We start from the raw sequence: 21903 nt of genomic DNA on the forward strand, positions 1-21903 counted from the left end.
AATAGTTGGCTGTTAACTAAATAAGCATCATTCCAGCCGCACGTGCTTCCTTGCGCATCTCCTCCGGCCAGATACTTGCCTGTATCTCTCCGATATGGGCCTTACGAAGATAGAACATACACAACCGGCTTTGTCCGATACCACCGCCGATACTTTGCGGAAGTTCACCGCTCAAGAGGCGTTTGTGGAAATATAGTTCCTTTTTCTCCCCGGCTTTGCAAATATCCAACTGGCGTAGCAAGGCTTCCTTATTAACGCGGATACCCATAGAGGATAGTTCCATAGAACGGTTTAGTACATCATCCCAAACCAATAAATCCCCGTTCAATCCGGTTTGTCCGTTCTCGGCGATCGTAGACCAATCATCGTAGTCCGGAGCACGTCCGTCATGCTTCTCTCCATTGCTTAGCGAGCATCCGATACCGATAATGAATACGGCCCCGTATTCCTTGGTAATAGCGTCTTCCCGCTCTTTCGGTGTAAAGGTAGGATATTTTTGTAACAAATCCTCGGAATGGATGAAATGAATCTGTTGGGGGAGCGTCGGGCGGATTTGAGGAAACATCTCGTAAACTAAATATTCGGTACGGACCATAGCGGCATATATGCGACGGACGATTTCCTTGAGGAAATCGATCTTACGTTCGCTTTCGCTCATTACACGTTCCCAGTCCCATTGGTCCACGTATAAAGAGTGTAAATTGCCTAGCTCCTCGTCTGAGCGGATGGCGTTCATGTCGGTGTAAATACCGTAACCTTCTTCAATGTGATAATCGGCGAGTGTCAGTCGTTTCCATTTGGCGAGTGAGTGTACGATCTCTGCTTTAGAGTCGTTTAAATCCTTGATTGGAAAAGTAACGGCTCGCTCAGTCCCGTTGAGATCATCATTGATACCCATGCCCTTAAGTACGAATAACGGTGCGGTTACGCGTCTTAGGCGTAGCTCGGATGAGAGGTTTTGCTGGAAAAAGTCCTTGATCTTCTTGATTCCCATTTCAGTCTGGGATAAGTTAAGTAAGGCTTTATACCCTGCGGGTTTAATAAGATAGCTCATATACTTGTTGTACTTTGTGTTTGTAAAATATGTGCGGCAAAGATAATGATTAATGGCAAAATAACAAGAATATGATCGTTTTTATTTGCAAAATGGCAGAATATACAAAAGACTTATATGCAAAATATCAGAAGTGAAATATTTCTATCCTGTACTTGTTTAAATAAGATATTATATGTACTTTTGCGCAGTCTTTGGCTCGGTAGCTTAGTTGAATAGAGCGTCAGATTCCGGTTCTGAAGGTCGTGGGTTTGAGTCCCACCCGGGTCACGAAGGAAAGGAAGTCTCTTTGATTGAAAAATCAAGGGGGCTTTTTTAGTTTAGCCCCGATTATAAACGGATATTTACTGAACTAACCTTAACTTGATTTTGTTTTATAATCAGAAAGACAGAATGATAAGATTAAAAACAGAAGAGTATGTCAGTAATTTACAAATTTCTTTTTCCAATGAAGCCGGATGGAACGGCTATTTCATTACTATTGTTGGCGCTTCGTTTGCTTTTCGGTGGATTACTATTATCTCATGGGATGCAAAAGTGGACAAATTTCGATAGTATGTCGGCCTCATTTCCTGATCCGTTAGGTGTAGGGCATTCAATATCTTTGGGCCTTGCGATATTTGGGGAGCTTGCTTGCTCCATCGGTTTTATATTCGGGGCCCTTTATCGGCTTGCGATGATCCCCATGATTTTTACCATGGGAATGGCTTTTTTCGTCATCCATGGGAATGACCCATTTTCTTTGAAAGAGTTAGCATTCATTTATTTGGTGGTTTTTATCCTGATGTATATAACGGGACCCGGAAAATTCTCGTTAGATCGTCTGATAGCTGTTCCTCTGTCTCGAAAGCAGAAGTAAGCGTGAATGTGCGGTTGAGAATAAATAAAAAAGTCTGTTAATCTAATGATTAACAGACTTTATTTTCTGTGGGCGTTGACGGATTCGAACCGCCGACCCTCTGCTTGTAAGGCAGATGCTCTGAACCAGCTGAGCTAAACGCCCGAAGTTCTTTCGGTATAATAATAAATTAAAAGTGGGCGTTGACGGATTCGAACCGCCGACCCTCTGCTTGTAAGGCAGATGCTCTGAACCAGCTGAGCTAAACGCCCGAAAACCTTTCGGTGAAATAATAAATTTAAAGGTGGGCGTTGACGGATTCGAACCGCCGACCCTCTGCTTGTAAGGCAGATGCTCTGAACCAGCTGAGCTAAACGCCCGAAAACCTTTCGGTGAAATAATAAATTTAAAGGTGGGCGTTGACGGATTCGAACCGCCGACCCTCTGCTTGTAAGGCAGATGCTCTGAACCAGCTGAGCTAAACGCCCTTTAAACTTATTTTTCGTTCGCTTTATCTCTCTAAAGCGCTGCAAAGATACGGCTTTTTTTATTACCACCAAACTTTTTGACGAAAAAATGTGGATGAATATGAATTTTGTTTGGATGTGGCTACGTAAGTGTCTGATGGTCCTAAAAACGGGGCATTTAGTTAAAAATAACGATTGCTTACCTTATTATTCAATGGAAAAGACTTAACTTTGCGACTCTATATTAATAATGTATATGGTATTATCGACACTGACTGCTATTTCGCCCGTGGATGGGCGATACAGGAATAAGGCTGAGAATCTGGCGGCTTATTTTTCAGAATACGCACTTATCAAGTATAGGGTGCGAGTTGAGATCGAGTATTTTATTACTCTATCTGAGTTTCTTCCGCAATTAAGCGAGTTAAATGCGGCGGAAGTAAAAAAGGGGCTCCGGAAGATTTATCAGGAGTTTACGGAGGAGGACGCTTTACGAGTGAAGGAGATCGAGAGCGTGACAAACCACGATGTGAAAGCGGTGGAGTACTTTATTAAGGAAAAAACAAATCATTTCCTTGCGGAGAAATACCACGAGTTTATTCATTTTGGATTGACTTCTCAGGATATTAATAACACATCTGTGCCTTTATCGATCAAGGATGCTTTGCAAGAGGTGTATTATCCGGGTTTGGAAGAGGTGATCGGCGCCTTGAAAAAATACGCCGAGGAATGGATGGATATCCCGATGTTGGCTAAGACACATGGGCAACCGGCATCTCCGACTCGTTTGGGTAAGGAGGTGATGGTCTTTGTTTACCGTTTGGAGCAACAGTTGGCATTGTTAAAGGCCGTTCCTATCTCCGCTAAATTCGGTGGCGCTACAGGAAACTTCAATGCACATCATGTAGCGTATCCGGATTATGATTGGAGGGCATTCGGTAATAAGTTCGTTAGTGAGGTGTTAGGCTTGAAACGTGAGGAGTGGACTACCCAGATCTCTAATTATGATAATCTGGCAGCGATCTTCGATGGCTTGAAGCGTATCAATACGATCTTGATCGACTTGAATCGTGACTTCTGGCAATATATCTCCATGGAGTATTTCAAGCAAAAGATCAAGGCGGGTGAGATCGGTTCGTCTGCTATGCCACATAAGGTGAACCCGATTGATTTCGAGAACGCTGAGGGTAATCTAGGGATCGCTAACGCTATTTTAGAGCATTTGGCTACGAAATTGCCGGTATCTCGTTTACAAAGAGACTTGACGGATTCTACCGTGTTGAGAAACGTAGGCGTGCCTTTGGCACATATAGAAATTGCCTTCAAGAGCTTAACAAAAGGCTTGGGTAAATTGTTATTGAACGAGAACGCCCTAAGTAGGGATTTGAATAATTGCTGGGCTGTGGTAGCCGAGGGTATCCAGACGGTCTTACGCCGTGAGGGTTATCCGAAGCCTTACGAGGCATTAAAAGCTTTGACACGTACGAACCAGACTGTTACGGAGCAATCTATCAAGGAGTTTATCGAAACCTTGAATGTTAGCGACCGGATTAAAGATGAATTAAGGGCTATAACGCCTCATAATTATACAGGAATTTAGTGATAATACAGGTAGCCGTGAGGCTACCAAGTTTTTAACCATTGTTTAATTTATAACAAATGAGTACAGAAGAAAGAGATGAATCTCAACCGCGTCCAAAAAAAGTGATACCAAGTATCAGACGGGAAAACACAGACCAAGAAGGTGAAAGAAGACCTTACAATCAGGGTTATAATAAACCTGAGGGTAGCTATGAACGTAGACCGTATCGGTCTTATGGAGAAAATAACCGTCCTTCATACGGGGATCGTTCGAGCCGTCCGCGTTCTTACGATAATAACCGTGAAGGCGGGTATGGCAACAACCGTGAGGGGGGCTATGGTAATAGTCGTCCATCTTATGGCAACAATCGCGAAGGTGGGTATGGAAATAATCGCCCGTCTTATGGCAACAACCGTGAAGGTGGCTACAACAGCGGCCGCTCGTCTTATGGAAATAACCGCCCGTCGTATGGGAATGGGGGAGGACAATACAATCGTCCGTCTCGTCCGAATTATGATGGCCCGGCAAAGGCTTATTCCGCTAGTCCTTCCGGAGAGGGAATGTCTGCGGATGGTATGAAGAAAAGAAGACCTAGAGTAGGTGATACCCGGGTTGATTACAATGATTCACGTTCAAGCGGCGGGGACGGTTACGCACCCAGACGTTCGTATGGTAACGATAACTCTTATGGCGGTAATCGTCAAGGGGGTGGTGGATATGGAAATAATCGCCGTCCTTCTTACAATAATAATCGCCGTCCCGGTGGAGGAGGTGGTTTCCAAAGACAGCAGGGTTACAACATGCGTCCGAAACAGATCAAGTATAAGGAAGTCTTGGCGGATCCGAACGAACCGATTCGTTTGAACAAATTCTTATCTAACGCTGGCGTTTGCTCTCGTCGTGAGGCGGATGAGTTTATCCAGAAAGGGGCTGTTAAGGTAAACGATGTCGTGGTAACGGAATTGGGTACTAAGATTACTCGTCAAGATGTTGTTACATTTAACGAGAAGCCGGTTCAGATTGAGAGCAAAGTATATATTGTATTAAACAAGCCGAAGAATTGCGTAACGACTTCTGATGATCCTCAAGAACGCCTGACGGTGATGGATTTGGTGAAGAACGCTTGCCAAGAACGTATTTATCCGGTAGGCCGTTTGGACCGAAATACGACAGGAGTCTTGTTGTTGACGAACGATGGTGATTTAGCTTCTAAATTGACTCACCCATCTTTCAAGAAGAAGAAGATCTACCATGTGTGGTTGGATAAGAACGTGGCTATCGAGGATATGGAGAAAATCGCCAACGGCCTTGAGCTTGAGGATGGAGAGATCCATGCGGACGCTATCAGCTATGCTAGCGAGGACGATAAGAGCCAAGTGGGTATCGAGATCCATTCCGGCCGTAACCGTATCGTGCGCCGTATTTTCGAATCGTTGGGATATCATGTGACAAAATTGGATCGTGTTTATTTCGCCGGTTTGACTAAGAAGAACTTAGGCCGCGGTAAATGGCGTTACTTAAATGAAAGGGAAGTGAACGCTCTTAGGATGGGAGCTTTCGAATAACAAAAAACGATACAGATGGAAACAATTAAACGAACAAAAATTGTTGACGTGCTGAAAAGCGACGCTTTCGGTACTACCGTGAATGTGAAAGGATGGGTACGTACCCGCCGTGGTAGCAAACAGGTGAATTTTATCGCCTTGAATGACGGTTCTACAATTAATAATGTTCAGATCGTTGTGGATGTAGATAAATTGGGTGATGAGTTCTTGAAACCGATTACCACGGGAGCTAGTATCAGCGTAAATGGTATCTTGACACAATCCCAAGGTAAGGGGCAAAATGTGGAGATACAGGCTACCGAGATTGAGATCTTCGGTACGGCTGATCCAGCTACTTATCCATTGCAGAAAAAAGGACACTCCATGGAGTTTTTGCGTGAGATCGCTCATTTGCGTCCTCGTACGAATACATTTGGAGCGGTATTCCGTATTCGTCATAATATGGCTTACGCTATCCATAAGTTTTTCCATGATAGAGGCTTTTTCTATTTCCATACGCCGATCATCACGGCTTCCGACTGTGAGGGTGCCGGACAGATGTTCCAAGTTACTACCAAAAATTTGTACGACTTGAAAAAGGATGAGAATGGCTCTATCATTTATGAGGACGATTTCTTCGGCAAGCAGGCTAGCTTGACGGTTTCCGGACAGTTGGAGGGTGAGTTGGCAGCTACAGCCTTGGGACAGATTTATACGTTTGGCCCTACGTTCCGCGCTGAGAACTCAAATACGCCTCGTCATTTGGCGGAATTCTGGATGATTGAGCCGGAAGTCGCTTTTAATGATATCACGGACAATATGGAGTTGGCCGAGGAGTTCATTAAATATTGCGTACAATGGGCGTTGGATAACTGTATGGAGGATATCAAGTTCTTGAACGATATGTTCGATAAGGAATTGATCGCTCGTCTGGAAGGGGTCTTGAAAGACTCATTTGTTCGCTTGCCGTACACTGAAGGAATCAAGATATTGGAAGAGGCTGTCGCTAAAGGACATAAATTTGAGTTCCCTGTTTATTGGGGTGTAGATTTGGCTTCCGAGCACGAACGTTTCTTAGTGGAGGATCACTTCAAACGTCCGGTAATTTTAACGGATTACCCGAAAGAGATCAAGGCTTTTTATATGAAGCAAAACGAGGATGGAAAGACGGTACGTGCGATGGACGTATTATTCCCGAAGATCGGAGAGATCATCGGCGGTTCCGAGCGTGAGGCCGACTATGATAAGCTAATGAGTCGTATTGACGAATTGGGCATCCCGATGAAGGATATGTGGTGGTACTTAGATACTCGCCGTTTTGGTACGGTGCCTCACTCTGGTTTCGGTTTGGGCTTTGAGCGTCTTTTGTTGTTCGTTACGGGTATGGGAAATATCCGTGACGTGATACCTTTTCCGCGTACACCGAATAACGCTGAGTTCTAATAGCGCTTAGTGATCATGATAAAAAGGGTTCGTAACCGGTTTCAACCGGATTACGGACCCTTTTCTTATATAGCTTCCTTTGTTTAATCGTCGTCCAGATCAATAGGAATTTGCCTTTTGAATGCCTCCTTAAAGGATATAAGCGATTCGGTGCGAGCCAAGCCCAATGGTTGAAGCTTGTTGTGGATGATGCTTAGCAAATGCTGGTTGTTCTTTGCGTATATTTTTATAAACAGGTCGTATTGCCCCGTTGTATAATGGCATTCCACGACTTCCGGTATCTGCAACAGCGCTTCGGTAACGCTTGGAAATTGTCCGGGAGACTTTAGGAATAACCCCATATATGCGCAAGTTTCATACCCAACTTTTGTGTTATCCACGATGAATTCTGAACCTTTGATAACCCCTAAATTAGTCAGCTTTTGTATGCGTTGATGAATAGCCGCTCCGGATACGTTACATTCCCTCGCTACTTCCAAAAATGGCATACGCGCATTGCCGATGATTAGTTTAAGTATCTTCTCGTCCAGTTCATCTAGTTGATGATGTGCCATATATTCAGTATATTTGTATTACTGTTAGATTATATCTTTCATATTTAATACAAATATAATGATAATCTTATAATCACCTAAAGATTATGGTAGATTATTTTGATTTTGTAAGCATTCTTTATTCAATTATTAAGTATTTTTTTTATGAGCGAAGATCATGTAATAATTAGTAAGCCTGTCCGGGAGATAGCCGATCCTTTATTGGATCTAGTAGAGAAAACATATACTAGTTCTTTCCCCGAGGAAGAGCGTCGTGATTTCTCTTTGGTACGTAAGCTTTTGGAGGAAGATAGCCGTTTCGAGATGTATGCCTTGCTACGGGATGGTATTTATGTGGGTTTCATTACGGGATGGCAATTTGAGGGCTTTGTTTATGCGGAGCATTTCGCAATCGACGAGTCCGCTCGTAACGGAGGAATCGGAGCAAAAGCAATGACAAGTTTTTTAGCTCTCCACGAAGATCCGGTTGTCTTAGAGGTAGAGATGCCGACAGAGGAGATGAGTAAACGTAGAATCGGTTTTTATGAACGTCTGGGGTTTGTCTTGGATCACCATGTATATTTCCAACCTCCCTATCGTAAGGGAGAGGCATTTTTAGAAATGCGTTTGATGACTCATGGGGAACTTGATCTTGAGCAATCTTTTGAGCGAGTTAAGACCATTATTCACCAAAACGTTTATGGAGTGGAATAAAAAAGGGGCGGGAAATAAATCCCGCCCCTTTTTATAATGCTATATCTGAATAATTATTACTCTACACGTTGTGCTGCGGAATAACTAATCTTCAATGCGTATGCCTCACGAAGAGCCTGCTTGATATCGGTGATCGTTCCCATCTTGGTCTCTTTATCAGCCTTGATAGAAACTGTCATAAACGGCTGGTCCTCTTCTTTCATACTGGACTTTTCTTGTGCGATATAATCCTGAATTTCCGAAGTCTCTGCAAAAGCGTCATTCAACTGGATACGAGTCTCAGAACCCATCTTCGCTCTCAAATCTCTAGTCGGCTTACCTACATAGATAAATGTAACCAAAGATTTCTTCTCCAATTTTTGAAGCTCTGTAGCTTGTGGAGCATGGAACTCTACTTTCAATGTTACCTCACGCATAGATGTTACCATCATGATGAAGAACAAGAAAGCGAACACCAAGTCAGGTAATGATGATGTATTCAATTCGGGCATTTCACGACCGCCCGCTTTACTAAACTTTCCCATTACTTTTTACCTCCATAATTTTTAGGTTCAGCTTCTGATATCTTTTGCGGATAAATCTGCTGTACAGCTTTTTGTTGTTCTTCGTCCAAATCAGCGAAATTCTTCCCGAATTTTTCCTTAGAAACCTTATTTCTCAATTCGTTATAAGCAGCCGCGATTTCATTCTGCACATCGATATAAGCTTGGTATTCGGTACCACGGTCATTCTGTAAAGAAATTACGTGGTTCTTCGTTACCATCATCTTTCCGAAGAATGGAACATCAGCCTCAACACGTTCAGGCTTATGTTCGTCATTGTAAGGATTATCAATGAACTCTTTGATTCTTTCTTTCAATTGCTTGATATCGACAAATTGATCACCACAGAGAATCTGGTTATTACTGTTGATCAATACAACCAACAAGTTTCTCTTTTTGATGTCAACATCGGTATCGTTCTTCTGATCTTTAGGTACAGGGGGCGGCAAACGTCTTGCCAAACCTTTATCTGTATCCATTGATGTAGTAATAAGGAAGAAGATAAGCAACATGAAAGCGATATCGGCCGAAGAAGAACCATTGATACCCGGTGTCTTTCTTTTCTTACCCATTTCTTTCTTGTTTTATCAGTTCGTTATTACTATTATTTACCCATGATTCTCTTTACAGAACCCCAAACTACACATGCTACGATCAGAACCAAAAGTACGATTGTAGACATGATCCACATGTCTGTGATCTTTAACCAACCCGGAGTATTGTAAACTTGAGAGTCTGCGTTCAAGCCTGCTAAAGGAGTCGCGTCACCCATTGTATAGGTGATGAACAATACGGCTACGAAACAAACTAATACTACCAAAGACATGATAGCTGATTTAGCGTTAGTCTTCAGCAAAGTCAAGAATTGCCAAACCGCAAACAATACTGTACTGATGATTGTCACGAAGAACAATACAGAAGTCCAGTTAATCAATAACCCTGTATAGATGGGTTCTTTCATTTCTGCGGCAGGGTCAACGACTCCACCCGCATAAAACATACCCAGCACAATGATACTGATAATAGAACTTATCAGTAAAGTCCAACTGGATATTTTTCTTATTTTAGTAACTGCCATAATTCGTTATTATTTTTTGAATTTGACGTTGTATTTGATAACCAAGTCAAGCAAAGAGATAGAAGCATCTTCCATCTGGTTCAAAATAGCCTCCAATTTGCTTAACAAATAGTTATAGAATACCTGAAGAATCAAGGCTACGATCAAACCACCTACAGTAGTAATCAAGGCCACTTTCATACCACCTGCTACAACCGTCGGGCTGATATCACCAACTTGCTCGATTTTATCGAACGCCATGATCATACCTACTACAGTACCCAAGAATCCCAAAGACGGAGCCATTGCGATAAACAATGTGATCCAAGACATATTCTTTTCCAAAAGACCGCCTTGAACACCACCGTAAGAAACGATAGATTTCTCTACAACGTCAATACCTTGGTCAATTCTCATCAATCCTTGGTAAGCGATAGAAGCGATAGGGCCTCTTGTGTCGCGAGCGATAGCTTTAGCGCCTTCAACATCACCTTTGTCTAAAGCATCCTCAATACCTTTCAACAGTTTGCTGGAGTTTGTCTCAGCCAAGTTTAAGTAGATAATTCTCTCTAAGCAGAATGCCAAACCGAAAATCAAAGCGATAGCGACCAAACTCATGAAGTCGGCACCACCTTCGATAAACTTTGTCTTTAATGCTTGATACATACCTCCTTCAATTGCTGGAGCCGCATCCTGTGCGAATGCTACGGTAGAAGTTCCAAGGGCACATAAACCCAAGAATGCTTTTGCAAATAACTTTTTCATTGTGTGTTTAATTTTTAAGATTAATAATTCTCTTATTTGTTTTTATTTTATTGTTAATTAATTCATGGTATTCTCCACTGCGGAGAGAGCGGGATTCGAACCCGCGAAACCCTTTAGGGGTTTACACGCTTTCCAGGCGTGCCTCTTCAACCACTCGAGCATCTCTCCAATTATTCGCCTAGCTTCTTCTAAAACGACCGCAAAATACGAAAAAATTCCCATATGCAATCTTTTCAGTGCACAAATCTATAGTTTTTGCTTGACATATACACAATATCCGCGAAATAAATTTTGACTTCATTCGAAAAAAAGTGTCTATATGGGTTTATTTAGGCTTTTAAACAATTCTAATGTGTTTTTTCGAGTAGCGTTTACGGTTTCCTCTAGCGTGAGGCCGAATGTTTCCGCCACTTTCTCGGCCGTCTTCCATATGTAAGTAGGCTCATTCCGTCTACCTCTGTAGGGGACTGGTGAAAGATAGGGGGCATCTGTTTCCAAGAGTATCTTTTCAAGATCCGTTTGCCGGATGACTTCGGACAGTTTTGAATTTTTAAAGGTGACAACCCCGTTTATCCCGATCTTGAAGGTGGGCAGTTTCTTTATTTCTTCCAGCTCTTCCGTTGTGCCGGTAAAACTATGAAATACGCCCTTAAGTCTTTCCGCTCCGACTTTATGTATGCATTCCAGAACTTCCGGATATGCGTCACGGGTATGGATGGCTACGGGCAGGTTCAGATCGATGCTCCAACGCAGTTGTTCCTCGAAAACGATTTGTTGCTCCTTCAAATAAGTCTTATCCCAATATAGATCGATCCCGATTTCACCGATACCGCAATAAGTACGTTTAGATAGATAGGATTCCGTTTGTTTTAGGATATCGATATAATTGCTATCCACACTGGTCGGATGCAATCCCATCATAGGGAAAGCGAACTCTGGGTATCGATCGCATAAATCGTGCATTCTGTCAATCGTCGTCAGGTCTACGTTTGGCAGAAGCAGGGTGTCGATACCTGAGTCTTTTGCTTTTTGAGCCAGTTCGTCTTGCTCCGGATCGAAATCCTCCAGATATAAATGGCAATGTGTGTCTATTAAGCTCATGGATTAGGATTGTCTATGCATTAAATGATCACAAACCTCTTTTAGGATCGTTAATTTTTCGGGGGCGACTTGTAAAGCGTTTAAGTTCTCTACGGATGCGTCGTAATAGGCTTGGATTTTATTTTCTGTTAATTGTTTTAGCTGCAATTCGTTGTAGATAGAGGTGAATGCCTGTATCTTTTGAGCCGGGTCGAATTCTTTTTTATCCATCCAGCTACGGAGAGTTTCCACTTGTTCTTTATTGGCCAGTCTGAGAGCGTTGATCAATAAGAATGTTTTCTTGTTGCAAAGGATATCGCCGCCAATGTTTTTCCCGAAAGTGGCGGTGTCACCATATACATCTAGTAAATCATCTTGCAGTTGAAACGCTAGACCTATATTGATACCAAACGCATATAAGTTGCTTGCGTCTTCCTGTGAGGCACCTCCGAGTAGGGCACCCGTCTTAAGGGCGCAGGCCAGTAGTACGGCTGTCTTTAGCCGGATCATCTCGATGTATTCTTCCTCGCTTACATCCATGCGAGACTCGAATTCCATGTCGAATTGTTGGCCGCCACATATTTCCGCCGCGGTTTGCGTAAATAAATCCAACACTTGTTTGAGGTGACCGTGTTCCGTTGATCCGATTAATAGATAAGCCGCTATTAGCATCGCATCTCCGGAAAGAATCGCCGTATTGGCATTCCATACCTTGTGTACGGTAGGTTTGTTCCTTCTTTTATCAGCTTCATCCATCAGATCGTCGTGCAGCAAGGTGAAGTTATGGAAAACTTCCAGACCTAAAGCGGGCTTGATCGCATTCTCTATACTATTATTATATATATTACATGCCATCAACGTTAACGCCGGACGTATTCTTTTCCCTCCGAGGGACAAGATGTACTCTATCGGCTCGTATAAGCTCTTGGGAGGATTGGTGAATTGTAGTTGAGAGATCTCGCTCTCTATTCTTTGAAGTATATTCTCGAATGCTAACATAGCTGTATCAATTAATGGAGTTATGAAATAAAAAAAGGCTGCGAAAATGAAGCAGCCTTTTTGATATGTTTAATGTTATACTATTGCAATCTGAACGTGATAGGCACAGTATACTTAACACGTACTGGTTTACCTCTCTGCTTACCCGGAGTCCATTTAGGCATGGTACCGATCACACGAAGAGCCTCTTTGTCCAATGATGGGTCTACACCACGTAATACCTCAGCGTCTACTACTGATCCGTCTCGGTTAACCACGAATGCGCAGATTACACGACCTTGGATACCATTTTCCTGTGCGATTACCGGATACTTGATTGATTTAGCGATAAACTTCAGCAATTCTGCGTCTCCACCGGGGAACTTCGGCATTTCTTCTACAACTGTAAAGATCTGTTGTGCGGACTCTTCTTCCTCTTCTACAACTGCGGGGGGAGTATAAACAGCCTCCTGCGCTGAGGTTTGGTCATCCTCTGATGATAAGATATCCTGCTGTTCCAATTCAACGTCATCTTCAACAACGTTCAAAACCTCGGTTACAACTGGTGCTGGAGGTGGTGGAGGTGGAGGAGGCGTATTCTCCGGTCTCGTGATTTCCACTTCTTCCTCAGCGATGATGTCTGCTACACCCTCGCTAGCCTGAACGACCATTACATCGCGGGTACTCCATTCGAAGCCCACGAACAAGACAGCTAAGCCCACTACAAATCCCATAAGGATGCTTAGGGTCTTACCTTTCTCAAGGTCCGCTTTCGGTGATTTTTTAATTTCCATACGTTTATAATAATTTATAAGTGTTTTTCACTTCTGCAAAAATACAAATTATTTCATATATCAAACAAAAATGAGAGCGATTATATACCTTTTTGGCATTTTTCCCGTTTCTGTTAATGTGAAATCCGTATTTCTGAGATTTGCGGGTGTAAAGTAAAAACATTTTTCCGAATTAATGTATCTTTGAACGATTTTTTGCATGAAAATATGAGAAATAAACTATTTATACTGATTTTATTCGTTGTTACACTGTCTGTCTCAGCGCAAAACGGGAGCGAGGCGTATACTTTCTTACGTTTCCCGACCTCGACCCGGGCTAACGCCTTGGGTGGGCATACCGTGGCGTTGGTAGAAAGAGATCCTTCACTTATTTTTCATAATCCGGCGTTGCTAGGCGCGGAGATGGATGGGATGATCAACTTGAATTATATGAATTACATCTCGGATATCAACGTAGGGAGTGCCTTGTTCACGAAAGCGCATGGCGAGAAAGGGGCTTGGGGCGTAGGCGCTACGTTTATAAGCTATGGCGATATCCAGGAGGTGTTGCCGGATAATGTCGTGACCGGAGCAAGTCTTTCGGCGAAAGATATCAGCGTGAATGGTTTCTACTCCCGCGACTTGAGCGAGCGTTGGCGGGGTGGATTGTCGTTGAAGTTCTTGTATTCGGGGCTGGCTGATTATACCTCTATCGGTTTATGCGTGGATGCGGGATTGAGTTATTATAATTCGGATAAGGGCTTTTCCTTTGGTTTTGCCTTGAAGAATATCGGCGCGCAACTGAAAGCTTACGAGGATGAGCGACAAAAGATGCCTTGGGATATCCAGATGGGTATCACGCAGAAAATGGCGCATGCCCCGATTCGTTTTTCTTTGACGGCCCAATACTTGAACCGTTGGAAGTTCGATTATATCGATAATACGGATAAAGAGTATGAAGGGGATTCTTTCGTTAAGACGTTGGCGAAGCATTTTATCATCGGCGTGGATTTTATCCCGTCCGAGAACTTTTGGGTAGGCGTAGGATTCAATCCGAAGGTCAATATGGATATGAAGTTGAAAGGCGGGGGAAGTTTCTCCGGCTTCTCGGCTGGCGCAGGCGTAAGGATCAAGATGTTTGACGTGGGCTTCTCGCTGGCGAAATATCATCCGTCCGCCATGTCGATGATGATTAGCGTATCTACGACCTTGGCCGATTTTAAGAAGGTGACAGAATAAACCTATACATTAGTATATATATGAAGAAAATAGTTATCGCTATAGACGGCCACTCTTCCAGTGGCAAAAGTACCATGGCAAAAGATCTTGCCAAGGAGATCGGATATACGTATATCGATACGGGTGCCATGTATCGGGCCGTGACTTTGTATTGCATCCAGCATGGATTTTTTGAGGGAGAGAAGATTAAGGAGGAAGAGCTGAAGGCTTCTATCCATGATATCGATATTTCATTTCGTTTGAATGCGGAGACCGGCCGGCCAGATACCTATTTGAACGGTGTGAATGTAGAGAAAGAGATTCGTGGTATGGAAGTGGCGGATAAAGTGAGTCCGGTAGCCACTCTAGGCTTTGTGCGCCGTGCGTTGGTCGCTAAGCAACAAGAGATGGGGAAGGCGAAAGGCATCGTGATGGATGGCCGTGATATCGGTACGGTCGTATTCCCGGACGCGGAGTTGAAGCTTTTCGTGACGGCCTCGCCGGAGGTACGTGCCAAGCGCCGGGTCGATGAGCTGGAGGCGAAGGGGATCCCCGCTTCTTACGAGGAAGTGCTGGAGAATGTGAAGAAGCGGGATTATATAGATTCAACCCGGGAGGAAAGTCCTTTGAGACAAGCTGATGATGCCTTGGTATTGGATAATTCCCATATGACTTTGGACGAGCAAAAGGCTTGGTTGCTGGAACAATATCATAAAGCGATCGGTTCATAAACGAGTGCTTGGAGTTTCCTATAAAGAAACTTTTGTCTCTTCGAATGAAAACTATAGTTTCGTTACTAGGAAACAAAAGTTTCTCTTAGGGAAAACTCTAGTTTTGTTATGAAGAAACTTTAGTTTCTTGTGATTGAAAATTAAGAAAACTGTAAGTGCTTGTTTGTTAATGATATTATAGATATGATAGAAGTCGAGATAGATAAAGATTCCGGATTCTGCTTTGGGGTTGTCACCGCCATAGAAAGCGCGGAGCGGGAGCTGGGTAATACGGATACGCTGTATTGCCTAGGCGATATCGTTCATAACAGTTTGGAGGTGGAGCGGTTGGAGCATATGGGGCTGCATACGATCGACCATGAGGGACTTTCAAGGTTGAGAGACCGGAAGGTGTTGCTCCGGGCGCATGGCGAGCCGCCTTCTACCTATGCTTTAGCGAAGCGAAACAATATCACGATTATAGACGCTACTTGCCCGGTCGTCTTGCGTTTGCAGCGCAAGATCCATAAATGTTATCAAGAGACCCGGGCGAATAACACCCAGTTGGTTATCTATGGAAAGAAAGGCCATGCGGAGGTGAATGGCTTGGTGGGCCAGACGGAAGGCACGGCGATTGTTATCGAGAAAATAGAAGACCTCGATCGTCTGGACTTTACCCGTGCGATCAGTCTGTTTTCCCAAACCACGAAGTCCTTGGATGGATTCAAGGCGGTAGTGGCGGAGATCAAGCAGCGGATGGCGGAAGGGGTGGAGTTTAATTATTACGATACGATTTGCCGTCAGGTGGCGAATCGTCTTCCGAATATAAAAGCGTTCGCCTCCAGCCACGATTGGGTCTATTTTGTGGCCGGTCGTAAAAGTTCCAACGGAAAGATGCTGTTCGAGGAGTGCCGGAAAGCGAACCCGAATACGCTTTTTATTTCCGAGGTATCAGAGATTACCGAGCCTTTGCCCGAGGGCGTGCGCCGGGTCGGGGTTTGCGGCGCTACATCCACTCCCAAGTGGTTGATGGAGGAAGTGGCGGTCCGGATCAAGGAACTGAATGCTTCGGAATGATATTTTGATTAAGATTACGTGAACTTTCCGGGAGAAAGACAGAAGGATAACTAAATATTTACTACTTTTGCCGGAGAACATTAAAATCAATGACGCTATGTCTACAGTAAAGTGTGTTGGTATTTTAACGTCCGGAGGTGATGCCCCGGGAATGAATGCCGCTATTCGTGCGGTAACACGTTCCGCTATTTATAACGGAATGAGAGTGAAAGGTATTTACCGTGGTTACAAAGGGTTGATCCTAGATGAGATTGAAGAGTTTAAGACACAAAATGTCAGTAATATAATTCAACGCGGTGGAACAATTCTTAAGACCGCCCGTTGCGTGGAGTTCAAGACTCCCGAGGGACGAAAACAGGCCTATGATAAGTTGCAAGAGCATGGGATCGATGCCTTGATCGCTATCGGTGGTGACGGAACGTTGACGGGAGCGCGTATTTTCGCTCAGGAGTTTAATTTCCCGATCGTAGGATTGCCGGGTACGATTGATAATGACTTGTATGGCACGGATACGACGATCGGTTATGATACGGCCTTGAACACGATCATGGAATGCGTGGATAAGATTCGTGATACGGCTACCTCGCATGATCGTCTGTTCTTTGTGGAGGTTATGGGGCGCGACGCCGGTTTCTTGGCGTTGAACGGAGCGATCGCTTCTGGCGCCGAAGCCGCTATTATCCCGGAAATCTCCTTGGAGAAAGACCAATTGGCCGAGATGATCGAGAATGGATTCCGTAAGTCCAAGAACAGTAGTATCGTATTGGTTGCCGAAAGTGAGGTAACCGGTGGCGCTATGGGTGTCGCTGAGCGTGTGAAGAAGGAATATCCGCAGTTCGACGTGCGTGTCTCTATTTTAGGTCACTTGCAGCGTGGTGGTTCTCCTACGGCACAAGACCGGATCTTGGCGACTCGTATGGGTGTGGCCGCGATCGATGCCTTGTTGGATGACCAGCGTAACGTGATGATGGGTATCCAGAACGACCAGATCGTCTATGTACCGTTCTCTAAAGCGATCAAGAATGATAAGCCTATTAACCGGGATTTGTTGAACACGCTCCGTGTTTCTTCAATCTAAATAAGGCATATATTTATACGAATAGGAACCCGGATGTAGCGATTGCGTACATCCGGGTTTTTATTTGAAGAACCTGATATCATGAAGAAGTATAGCGGCGTGGCCTTGCATGTAATCGTATTTGTCTTTCTGTTTATCTTCTTGAGGATATTCAGTGAGTACCACTTTTATTGTGTCGAGCAGAACCAGTTATTCCAGTTGACTCCCATTTTTATTATCGATAAGTTAATGCAACCGGGAGGTTTAGCGATGGTTCTCTCCGGTTGTTTGGTGCAGTTCTTCATTCTCCCGAATGTGGGAGCTATGATAACGGCGGCCCTGCTGACAGGCCTAGGGGCCTTGTTCTGGGCGATCTTGAGGCGGATCGATCCGCGAAGCCATGGTATTTTATGGGCTTGGCTTCCCGTCCTATCTTTGTTGTTTGTGCAATGGGATTTTAATTACAGGTTTCAAGGAACGGTCGCCTTCGGTATGATGCTGCTTGCTTTATATCTCGTTTTAGGGATAAGGAATTTCATACCTCGTTTGATAGCAAGTCTGTTTGCCTCCCTGTTACTCTTTGGGTTGGCCGGGCCGGTCTCTTTGTTGTTTGCCTTATCCATGGTCGGATATGAGGCCATGAGCCGGACGCCCCGTTGGTATTATTCTGCGATTTTACCGATGATCGTGTTGATCTTGGGTGGATTATGTGTGCGTTACTCGGTGATCGGAGAATACCGCTTTGTCTTTTTACCGGATAGTTATTATTATTTCCGTTTGGTGCCGGATAAGGTAATTTATTTCTCATGGATCGCTTTCTATGCGGCGTTGGTTGTAACCTGCCTCTGTAAAAACAAGGAATCATGGGCTGGTAAAAAGCGTCTAGCGCTGGGAATCTCCCAATTCATTATCTTAGGGCTTATCTTCTGGAAAGGCTTCGATCTATATGGCGAACAGAAATCATACCGCTTGAAGATGATGGACTATTTTACCCGGACAGAGCAATGGGACCGGATCTTGGTATCATGTAAGGAGCCGACCACTAATCAACTCTATTTATGTTACCAAAATATGGCTTTGGCCCGGAAAGGTATTCTGGCGGATGAGGCGTTTAAGTACACGCAGCACGGGCCTCGTGGATTAATGGTGGCATGGAATAAATCGACCACCATATCCGCCTTGTTGAGTGATGTTTATTTTACGATGGGAAATGTCGCCGCGGCTCAAGAGATGGCATTCGAGAGTAATATCGGCGCTTTATGTGATGGAAATCCCCGCATGACGCAACGTTTGGTGCAAACGAACTTGATTTATGGAGCCTATCCGGTCGCGGAGAAATATATCGCTGTCTTAGAGAATACTTTCTATTATAAGGATTGGGCCAAAGCGCAGCGGAAATTCCTGTATAATGATGAGGCGGTCGAGACAGATCCTCTATTGGGGAATATGCGCAGGAACCTGCTAGCTGAGAATCATCTGATCCAGATGGATGGATTCGACACGGACTTGATTCGCTTGGCGGAGCAGAATCCTTCCAATAAAGCCGCTTTCCACTATGCCGGCGTGTTCTATCTTTTAGCAAAAGATGTGACGCGCTTTAAGACGTTGGTGGAAACCTATTACGGAACGGATTTACTCCCTTCTTTACCGGTCTCTTTTCAAGAGGCGGTCATCATCCTATCGGAGAAAGATCCGGATTACTGGAAACGTTTCGGTGTCTCGGAATCTATCGTAGGGCGATTCACCGATTATAAGAGGCAAGTGCTCGCTGGGCGGAATAATAGTAATGCGCTGCCCGGTTTGATGTATCGCTCTTATGGCGATACCTATTGGTATTATTATATGTTTAAATAGGAGATGAGAAAAATGTATATAATAAGATGTATATGTCTGTGGATGATTCTGGGCTTGATGGCTTGTTCCGGTCCGGTACGTATACAGAAGAATCTGGAAGTCAAGCCGGAGATCTTTCCGGATTATGTGGATGTGACAATCCCGCCGAATATAGCTCCCTTGAATTTTAAGCTGAAAGATGCTTGCGTTGAGGCCCGTGCCATTCTCGAATGTGGCCCGGAGAAATTAGAGATCAAGACCGGGAAAGACGCTTGTTTCGTGATCCCGGCCTCCGGTTGGAAAAGGCTGTTGCGTGCCGCTTCCGGGAATCATCTGAATGTAACCGTACAAGCCTTCGTGAATGATGAATGGATCGCGTATGCCCCCTTCATCATCAAGGTGGCGAAGGAGCCGGTCGATGGTTGGTTGGCTTATCGTTTAATCGAACCGGGCTATGAGTTGTGGAACCGTATGGGTATCTATCAACGTAACTTGGAAAATTATACGGAGAACGCGATCATCGAAAATAAGATGAGCGGCAATAACTGTATGAACTGCCATTCTTTCTGTATGCAGAATCCGGAGAAAATGCTTTTCCATATGCGTGAGACCTACTCTTGTACCTTATTGATCGATGGAGATAAAGTGGAGAAGCTGAATACGAAGACCGATCAGACCCTTTCTCCGCTAGTCTATCCTTCTTGGCATCCTTCCGGAAAATATGTCGCTTTCTCCGTGAATAAAACCAAGCAAGCGTTTCATATGAACGATAGGAATCGGGTGGAGGTATTCGACTCAGCCTCGGATGTAGTCGTCTATGATACGCAAAAGCATGAGATCGTGACTTCTCCGCTGCTGTCTTCAGAGGGAGCGTTCGAGACTTTCCCTACATTTTCCCCGGATGGAAATACGCTCTATTTCTGTTCGGCTAAATCCCGTACGATGCCCAAGGAATACGATCAAGTGAGATACGATCTATGCTCTGTCTCATTCGATCCCGCTACACGCCGTTTCGGGACGGTAGTCGATACTTTGTATAAGGCATCGGAGATCGATAAAAGCGTTTCTTTTCCCCGGGTTTCCCCGGATGGAAAGTATTTGCTCTATACCTTGTCCGGTTATGGGAATTTCTCTATTTGGCATAAGGATGCCGATTTGTACATGATTGATTTATCGACTCTGCGAAGTTATCCATTGGAGGCGGCGAATAGCGACGATGTGGAAAGCTATCATTCATGGAGTAGCGATAGCCGTTGGATCGTGTTTAGCAGCCGGCGGATGGATGGTTTGTATACAAGACCGTTTATCGCTTATATCGATGAGAAAGGACAGGCTTGCAAACCTTTCCTGTTACCCCAGAAGGATACGGATTTTTATTTTCGCTTTATGAAATCCTACAATATACCTGAATTCATCACAGGAGAGGTAAAGAGACAAGGACGCACGTTGGCCGTGAAAGCGAAAGAAGATAAAGGAATTGATGTAAGGTTCAAGTGAAAAAGAGTGTCGCATGATCCGATCGTGCGACATTCTTATACTTTTATTTCGTAGCGATATGATCCAAGAATAAATCAATCATTCGTTTGGCTGCCACGAACGAGCTGATCTCGTTGTTCAAGACTTGCTTCTCTGTTTGTTCCAGCATGCCTTCTACCGCCGGGTTATGGTAGAACTTATCCCGCAGCGTGTCGTTGATGCTTTCGTACATCCAGTATTTAGCTTGCTCGTTACGTTTATAGTTGAAGTAGCCATTCTTTTTGGTGAACTCCATATACTCTCCGACCATATCCCATATTTCCTTGATACCTATGTTGTAATAACCGGAATAAGTCAATACTTTCGGGAACCAACCTGATTCCGAAGGTGGGAAAAGATGCAAGGCGTTCCGGAACTGAGCGGCGGCGAGATTCGCCTTATCGATATTGTCTCCATCCGCTTTATTGATAATAATACCGTCCGCCATTTCCATGATACCTCGCTTGATACCCTGCAATTCATCGCCGGTACCGGCAAGTTGGATCAATAGAAAGAAGTCCACCATAGAATGTACGGCCGTCTCGCTTTGTCCAACACCCACGGTCTCTACGAATACGGTGTCGAAACCGGCGGCTTCGCATAATACGATCGTCTCACGGGTCTTACGGGCGACCCCCCCTAAGGAGCCTGCGGATGGTGAAGGACGGATAAAGGCGTTTTTCTCTCTCGACAAGGCCTCCATACGAGTCTTATCTCCTAGGATACTACCTTTCGAGCGTTCGCTACTCGGGTCGATCGCTAGTACGGCAAGCTTACGCCCTTGGTTGATCAAGTGCATGCCGAAAGAGTCGATAGAGGTACTCTTTCCCGCTCCGGGAACACCCGTAATACCGATACGGACCGATTTTCCAGCGAAAGGCAAACATTTCTCGATAATCTCCTGCGCCACCTGTTGGTGCTCATGCTTAGAGCTTTCCACCAAGGTAACCGCTTGACTGAGTATCGTGATATTCCCTTTTAAGATACCTTCCACGAATTCGGAAGGCGTATATACCTTGCGTTGGGCACGCTTTTTTATATAAGGATTTACGGTAGGGACATCCGCAATGCCCTTATTCACTTTCAATCCCTTGTACTGATCATCGTTTTCTGGATGTTCCAT

At 44.4% G+C, this 21903-nt stretch carries 21 protein-coding genes and 6 tRNA genes; 12 read left to right on the forward strand and 15 right to left on the reverse strand.

Annotated features, from left to right (window positions below; translation table 11 throughout):
* Positions 1-16: 16 nt before the first annotated feature.
* Entirely contained in the window at positions 17-1054 is a 1038-nt protein-coding gene (gene asnA / locus DWY79_RS06260; protein WP_005858945.1) for an aspartate--ammonia ligase, read from the reverse strand.
* 196 nt (positions 1055-1250) lie between these two features.
* Here asnA and DWY79_RS06265 point away from each other — a divergent pair.
* Both DWY79_RS06265 and DWY79_RS06270 read left to right on the forward strand, forming a co-directional pair.
* Positions 1251-1324: transfer RNA gene (locus DWY79_RS06265), tRNA-Arg, on the forward strand.
* Positions 1325-1472: 148 nt separating this feature from the next.
* Positions 1473-1913, forward strand: a complete 441-nt coding sequence (locus tag DWY79_RS06270; protein WP_005867918.1) for a DoxX family protein — start codon at positions 1473-1475, stop codon at positions 1911-1913.
* A gap of 69 nt (positions 1914-1982) precedes the next feature.
* Here the strand turns inward: DWY79_RS06270 and DWY79_RS06275 are convergent.
* The 4 genes from DWY79_RS06275 to DWY79_RS06290 form a co-directional block, all read right to left on the reverse strand.
* Positions 1983-2057: transfer RNA gene (locus DWY79_RS06275), tRNA-Val, on the reverse strand.
* Between the two features lie 32 nt (positions 2058-2089).
* A tRNA-Val gene (locus tag DWY79_RS06280) sits at positions 2090-2164 on the reverse strand.
* Positions 2165-2197: 33 nt separating this feature from the next.
* Positions 2198-2272: transfer RNA gene (locus tag DWY79_RS06285), tRNA-Val, on the reverse strand.
* Positions 2273-2305: 33 nt separating this feature from the next.
* Positions 2306-2380: transfer RNA gene (locus DWY79_RS06290), tRNA-Val, on the reverse strand.
* A 235-nt stretch (positions 2381-2615) separates the two neighbouring features.
* On the opposite strand from DWY79_RS06290, the gene purB reads away from it, so the two are divergent.
* From purB to asnS, 3 genes are read left to right on the forward strand one after another with little or no spacing between them, the layout of a single operon-like run.
* The gene (purB, locus tag DWY79_RS06295) at positions 2616-3959 is read left to right on the forward strand and encodes an adenylosuccinate lyase (RefSeq protein WP_122369071.1); all 1344 of its coding nucleotides are present in this window, start codon (positions 2616-2618) and stop codon (positions 3957-3959) included.
* A gap of 59 nt (positions 3960-4018) precedes the next feature.
* Positions 4019-5506, forward strand: a complete 1488-nt coding sequence (locus DWY79_RS06300) for a pseudouridine synthase (protein WP_122369036.1) — start codon at positions 4019-4021, stop codon at positions 5504-5506.
* 15 nt (positions 5507-5521) lie between these two features.
* A complete protein-coding gene (gene asnS, locus DWY79_RS06305; protein ID WP_008772638.1) occupies positions 5522-6928 on the forward strand; it encodes an asparagine--tRNA ligase in 1407 nt (468 codons plus the stop codon).
* A gap of 83 nt (positions 6929-7011) precedes the next feature.
* Here the strand turns inward: asnS and DWY79_RS06310 are convergent, their stop codons facing one another.
* Complete coding sequence (locus tag DWY79_RS06310) at positions 7012-7482, reverse strand: Lrp/AsnC family transcriptional regulator (protein ID WP_005858930.1); 471 nt, start codon at positions 7480-7482, stop codon at positions 7012-7014.
* Positions 7483-7626: 144 nt separating this feature from the next.
* Between DWY79_RS06310 and DWY79_RS06315 the strand changes: the two genes are divergently transcribed.
* Positions 7627-8175, forward strand: coding sequence for a GNAT family N-acetyltransferase (locus DWY79_RS06315; protein ID WP_122369037.1), 549 nt, complete (start codon positions 7627-7629; stop codon positions 8173-8175).
* 56 nt (positions 8176-8231) lie between these two features.
* Here DWY79_RS06315 and DWY79_RS06320 read toward each other — a convergent pair whose 3' ends face one another.
* The 8 genes from DWY79_RS06320 to DWY79_RS06355 form a co-directional block, all read right to left on the reverse strand.
* Positions 8232-8699, reverse strand: a complete 468-nt coding sequence (locus tag DWY79_RS06320; RefSeq protein ID WP_005867927.1) for a biopolymer transporter ExbD — start codon at positions 8697-8699, stop codon at positions 8232-8234.
* Positions 8699-9289: a biopolymer transporter ExbD gene (locus DWY79_RS06325; RefSeq protein ID WP_005858924.1), complete on the reverse strand. Its 591-nt coding sequence runs from the start codon at positions 9287-9289 to the stop codon at positions 8699-8701. Before DWY79_RS06325 ends, DWY79_RS06320 begins: the two co-directional genes overlap by 1 nt.
* 32 nt (positions 9290-9321) lie before the next feature.
* Positions 9322-9795, reverse strand: a complete 474-nt coding sequence (locus DWY79_RS06330; protein ID WP_005867928.1) for a hypothetical protein — start codon at positions 9793-9795, stop codon at positions 9322-9324.
* A gap of 9 nt (positions 9796-9804) precedes the next feature.
* On the reverse strand, positions 9805-10539 hold the full coding sequence (locus tag DWY79_RS06335) for a MotA/TolQ/ExbB proton channel family protein (protein ID WP_005867929.1): 735 nt from the start codon (positions 10537-10539) through the stop codon (positions 9805-9807).
* Between the two features lie 80 nt (positions 10540-10619).
* Positions 10620-10707 (reverse strand) — tRNA-Ser (locus tag DWY79_RS06340).
* Positions 10708-10854: 147 nt separating this feature from the next.
* Entirely contained in the window at positions 10855-11640 is a 786-nt protein-coding gene (locus DWY79_RS06345) for a TatD family hydrolase (RefSeq protein WP_048928151.1), read from the reverse strand.
* A gap of 3 nt (positions 11641-11643) precedes the next feature.
* A complete protein-coding gene (locus tag DWY79_RS06350) occupies positions 11644-12618 on the reverse strand; it encodes a polyprenyl synthetase family protein (protein ID WP_122369038.1) in 975 nt (324 codons plus the stop codon).
* Positions 12619-12698: 80 nt separating this feature from the next.
* A complete protein-coding gene (locus DWY79_RS06355; protein ID WP_048928203.1) occupies positions 12699-13391 on the reverse strand; it encodes an energy transducer TonB in 693 nt (230 codons plus the stop codon).
* Between the two features lie 207 nt (positions 13392-13598).
* Between DWY79_RS06355 and porQ the strand changes: the two genes are divergently transcribed.
* From porQ to DWY79_RS06385, 6 genes are all read left to right on the forward strand, one after another.
* Entirely contained in the window at positions 13599-14609 is a 1011-nt protein-coding gene (gene porQ / locus DWY79_RS06360; protein ID WP_022193218.1) for a type IX secretion system protein PorQ, read from the forward strand.
* A 20-nt stretch (positions 14610-14629) separates the two neighbouring features.
* Positions 14630-15319 (forward strand): (d)CMP kinase, encoded by a 690-nt coding sequence (gene cmk, locus DWY79_RS06365; RefSeq protein ID WP_005867936.1) that lies wholly within the window; start codon positions 14630-14632, stop codon positions 15317-15319.
* Between the two features lie 183 nt (positions 15320-15502).
* A complete protein-coding gene (locus DWY79_RS06370; protein WP_009276154.1) occupies positions 15503-16375 on the forward strand; it encodes a 4-hydroxy-3-methylbut-2-enyl diphosphate reductase in 873 nt (290 codons plus the stop codon).
* 97 nt (positions 16376-16472) lie between these two features.
* The gene (gene pfkA, locus DWY79_RS06375; protein ID WP_005858904.1) at positions 16473-17453 is read left to right on the forward strand and encodes a 6-phosphofructokinase; all 981 of its coding nucleotides are present in this window, start codon (positions 16473-16475) and stop codon (positions 17451-17453) included.
* A gap of 81 nt (positions 17454-17534) precedes the next feature.
* Positions 17535-19286: a DUF6057 family protein gene (locus DWY79_RS06380; protein WP_122369039.1), complete on the forward strand. Its 1752-nt coding sequence runs from the start codon at positions 17535-17537 to the stop codon at positions 19284-19286.
* A gap of 3 nt (positions 19287-19289) precedes the next feature.
* Positions 19290-20762, forward strand: a complete 1473-nt coding sequence (locus DWY79_RS06385) for a PD40 domain-containing protein (RefSeq protein ID WP_122369040.1) — start codon at positions 19290-19292, stop codon at positions 20760-20762.
* Between the two features lie 43 nt (positions 20763-20805).
* Here the strand turns inward: DWY79_RS06385 and meaB are convergent, their stop codons facing one another.
* Positions 20806-21903 (reverse strand): methylmalonyl Co-A mutase-associated GTPase MeaB, encoded by a 1098-nt coding sequence (meaB, locus tag DWY79_RS06390; RefSeq protein WP_005867941.1) that lies wholly within the window; start codon positions 21901-21903, stop codon positions 20806-20808.

Origin of the sequence: Parabacteroides sp. AF27-14 (assembly GCF_003635425.1) — a bacterium.
Taxonomy (GTDB): domain Bacteria; phylum Bacteroidota; class Bacteroidia; order Bacteroidales; family Tannerellaceae; genus Parabacteroides; species Parabacteroides distasonis.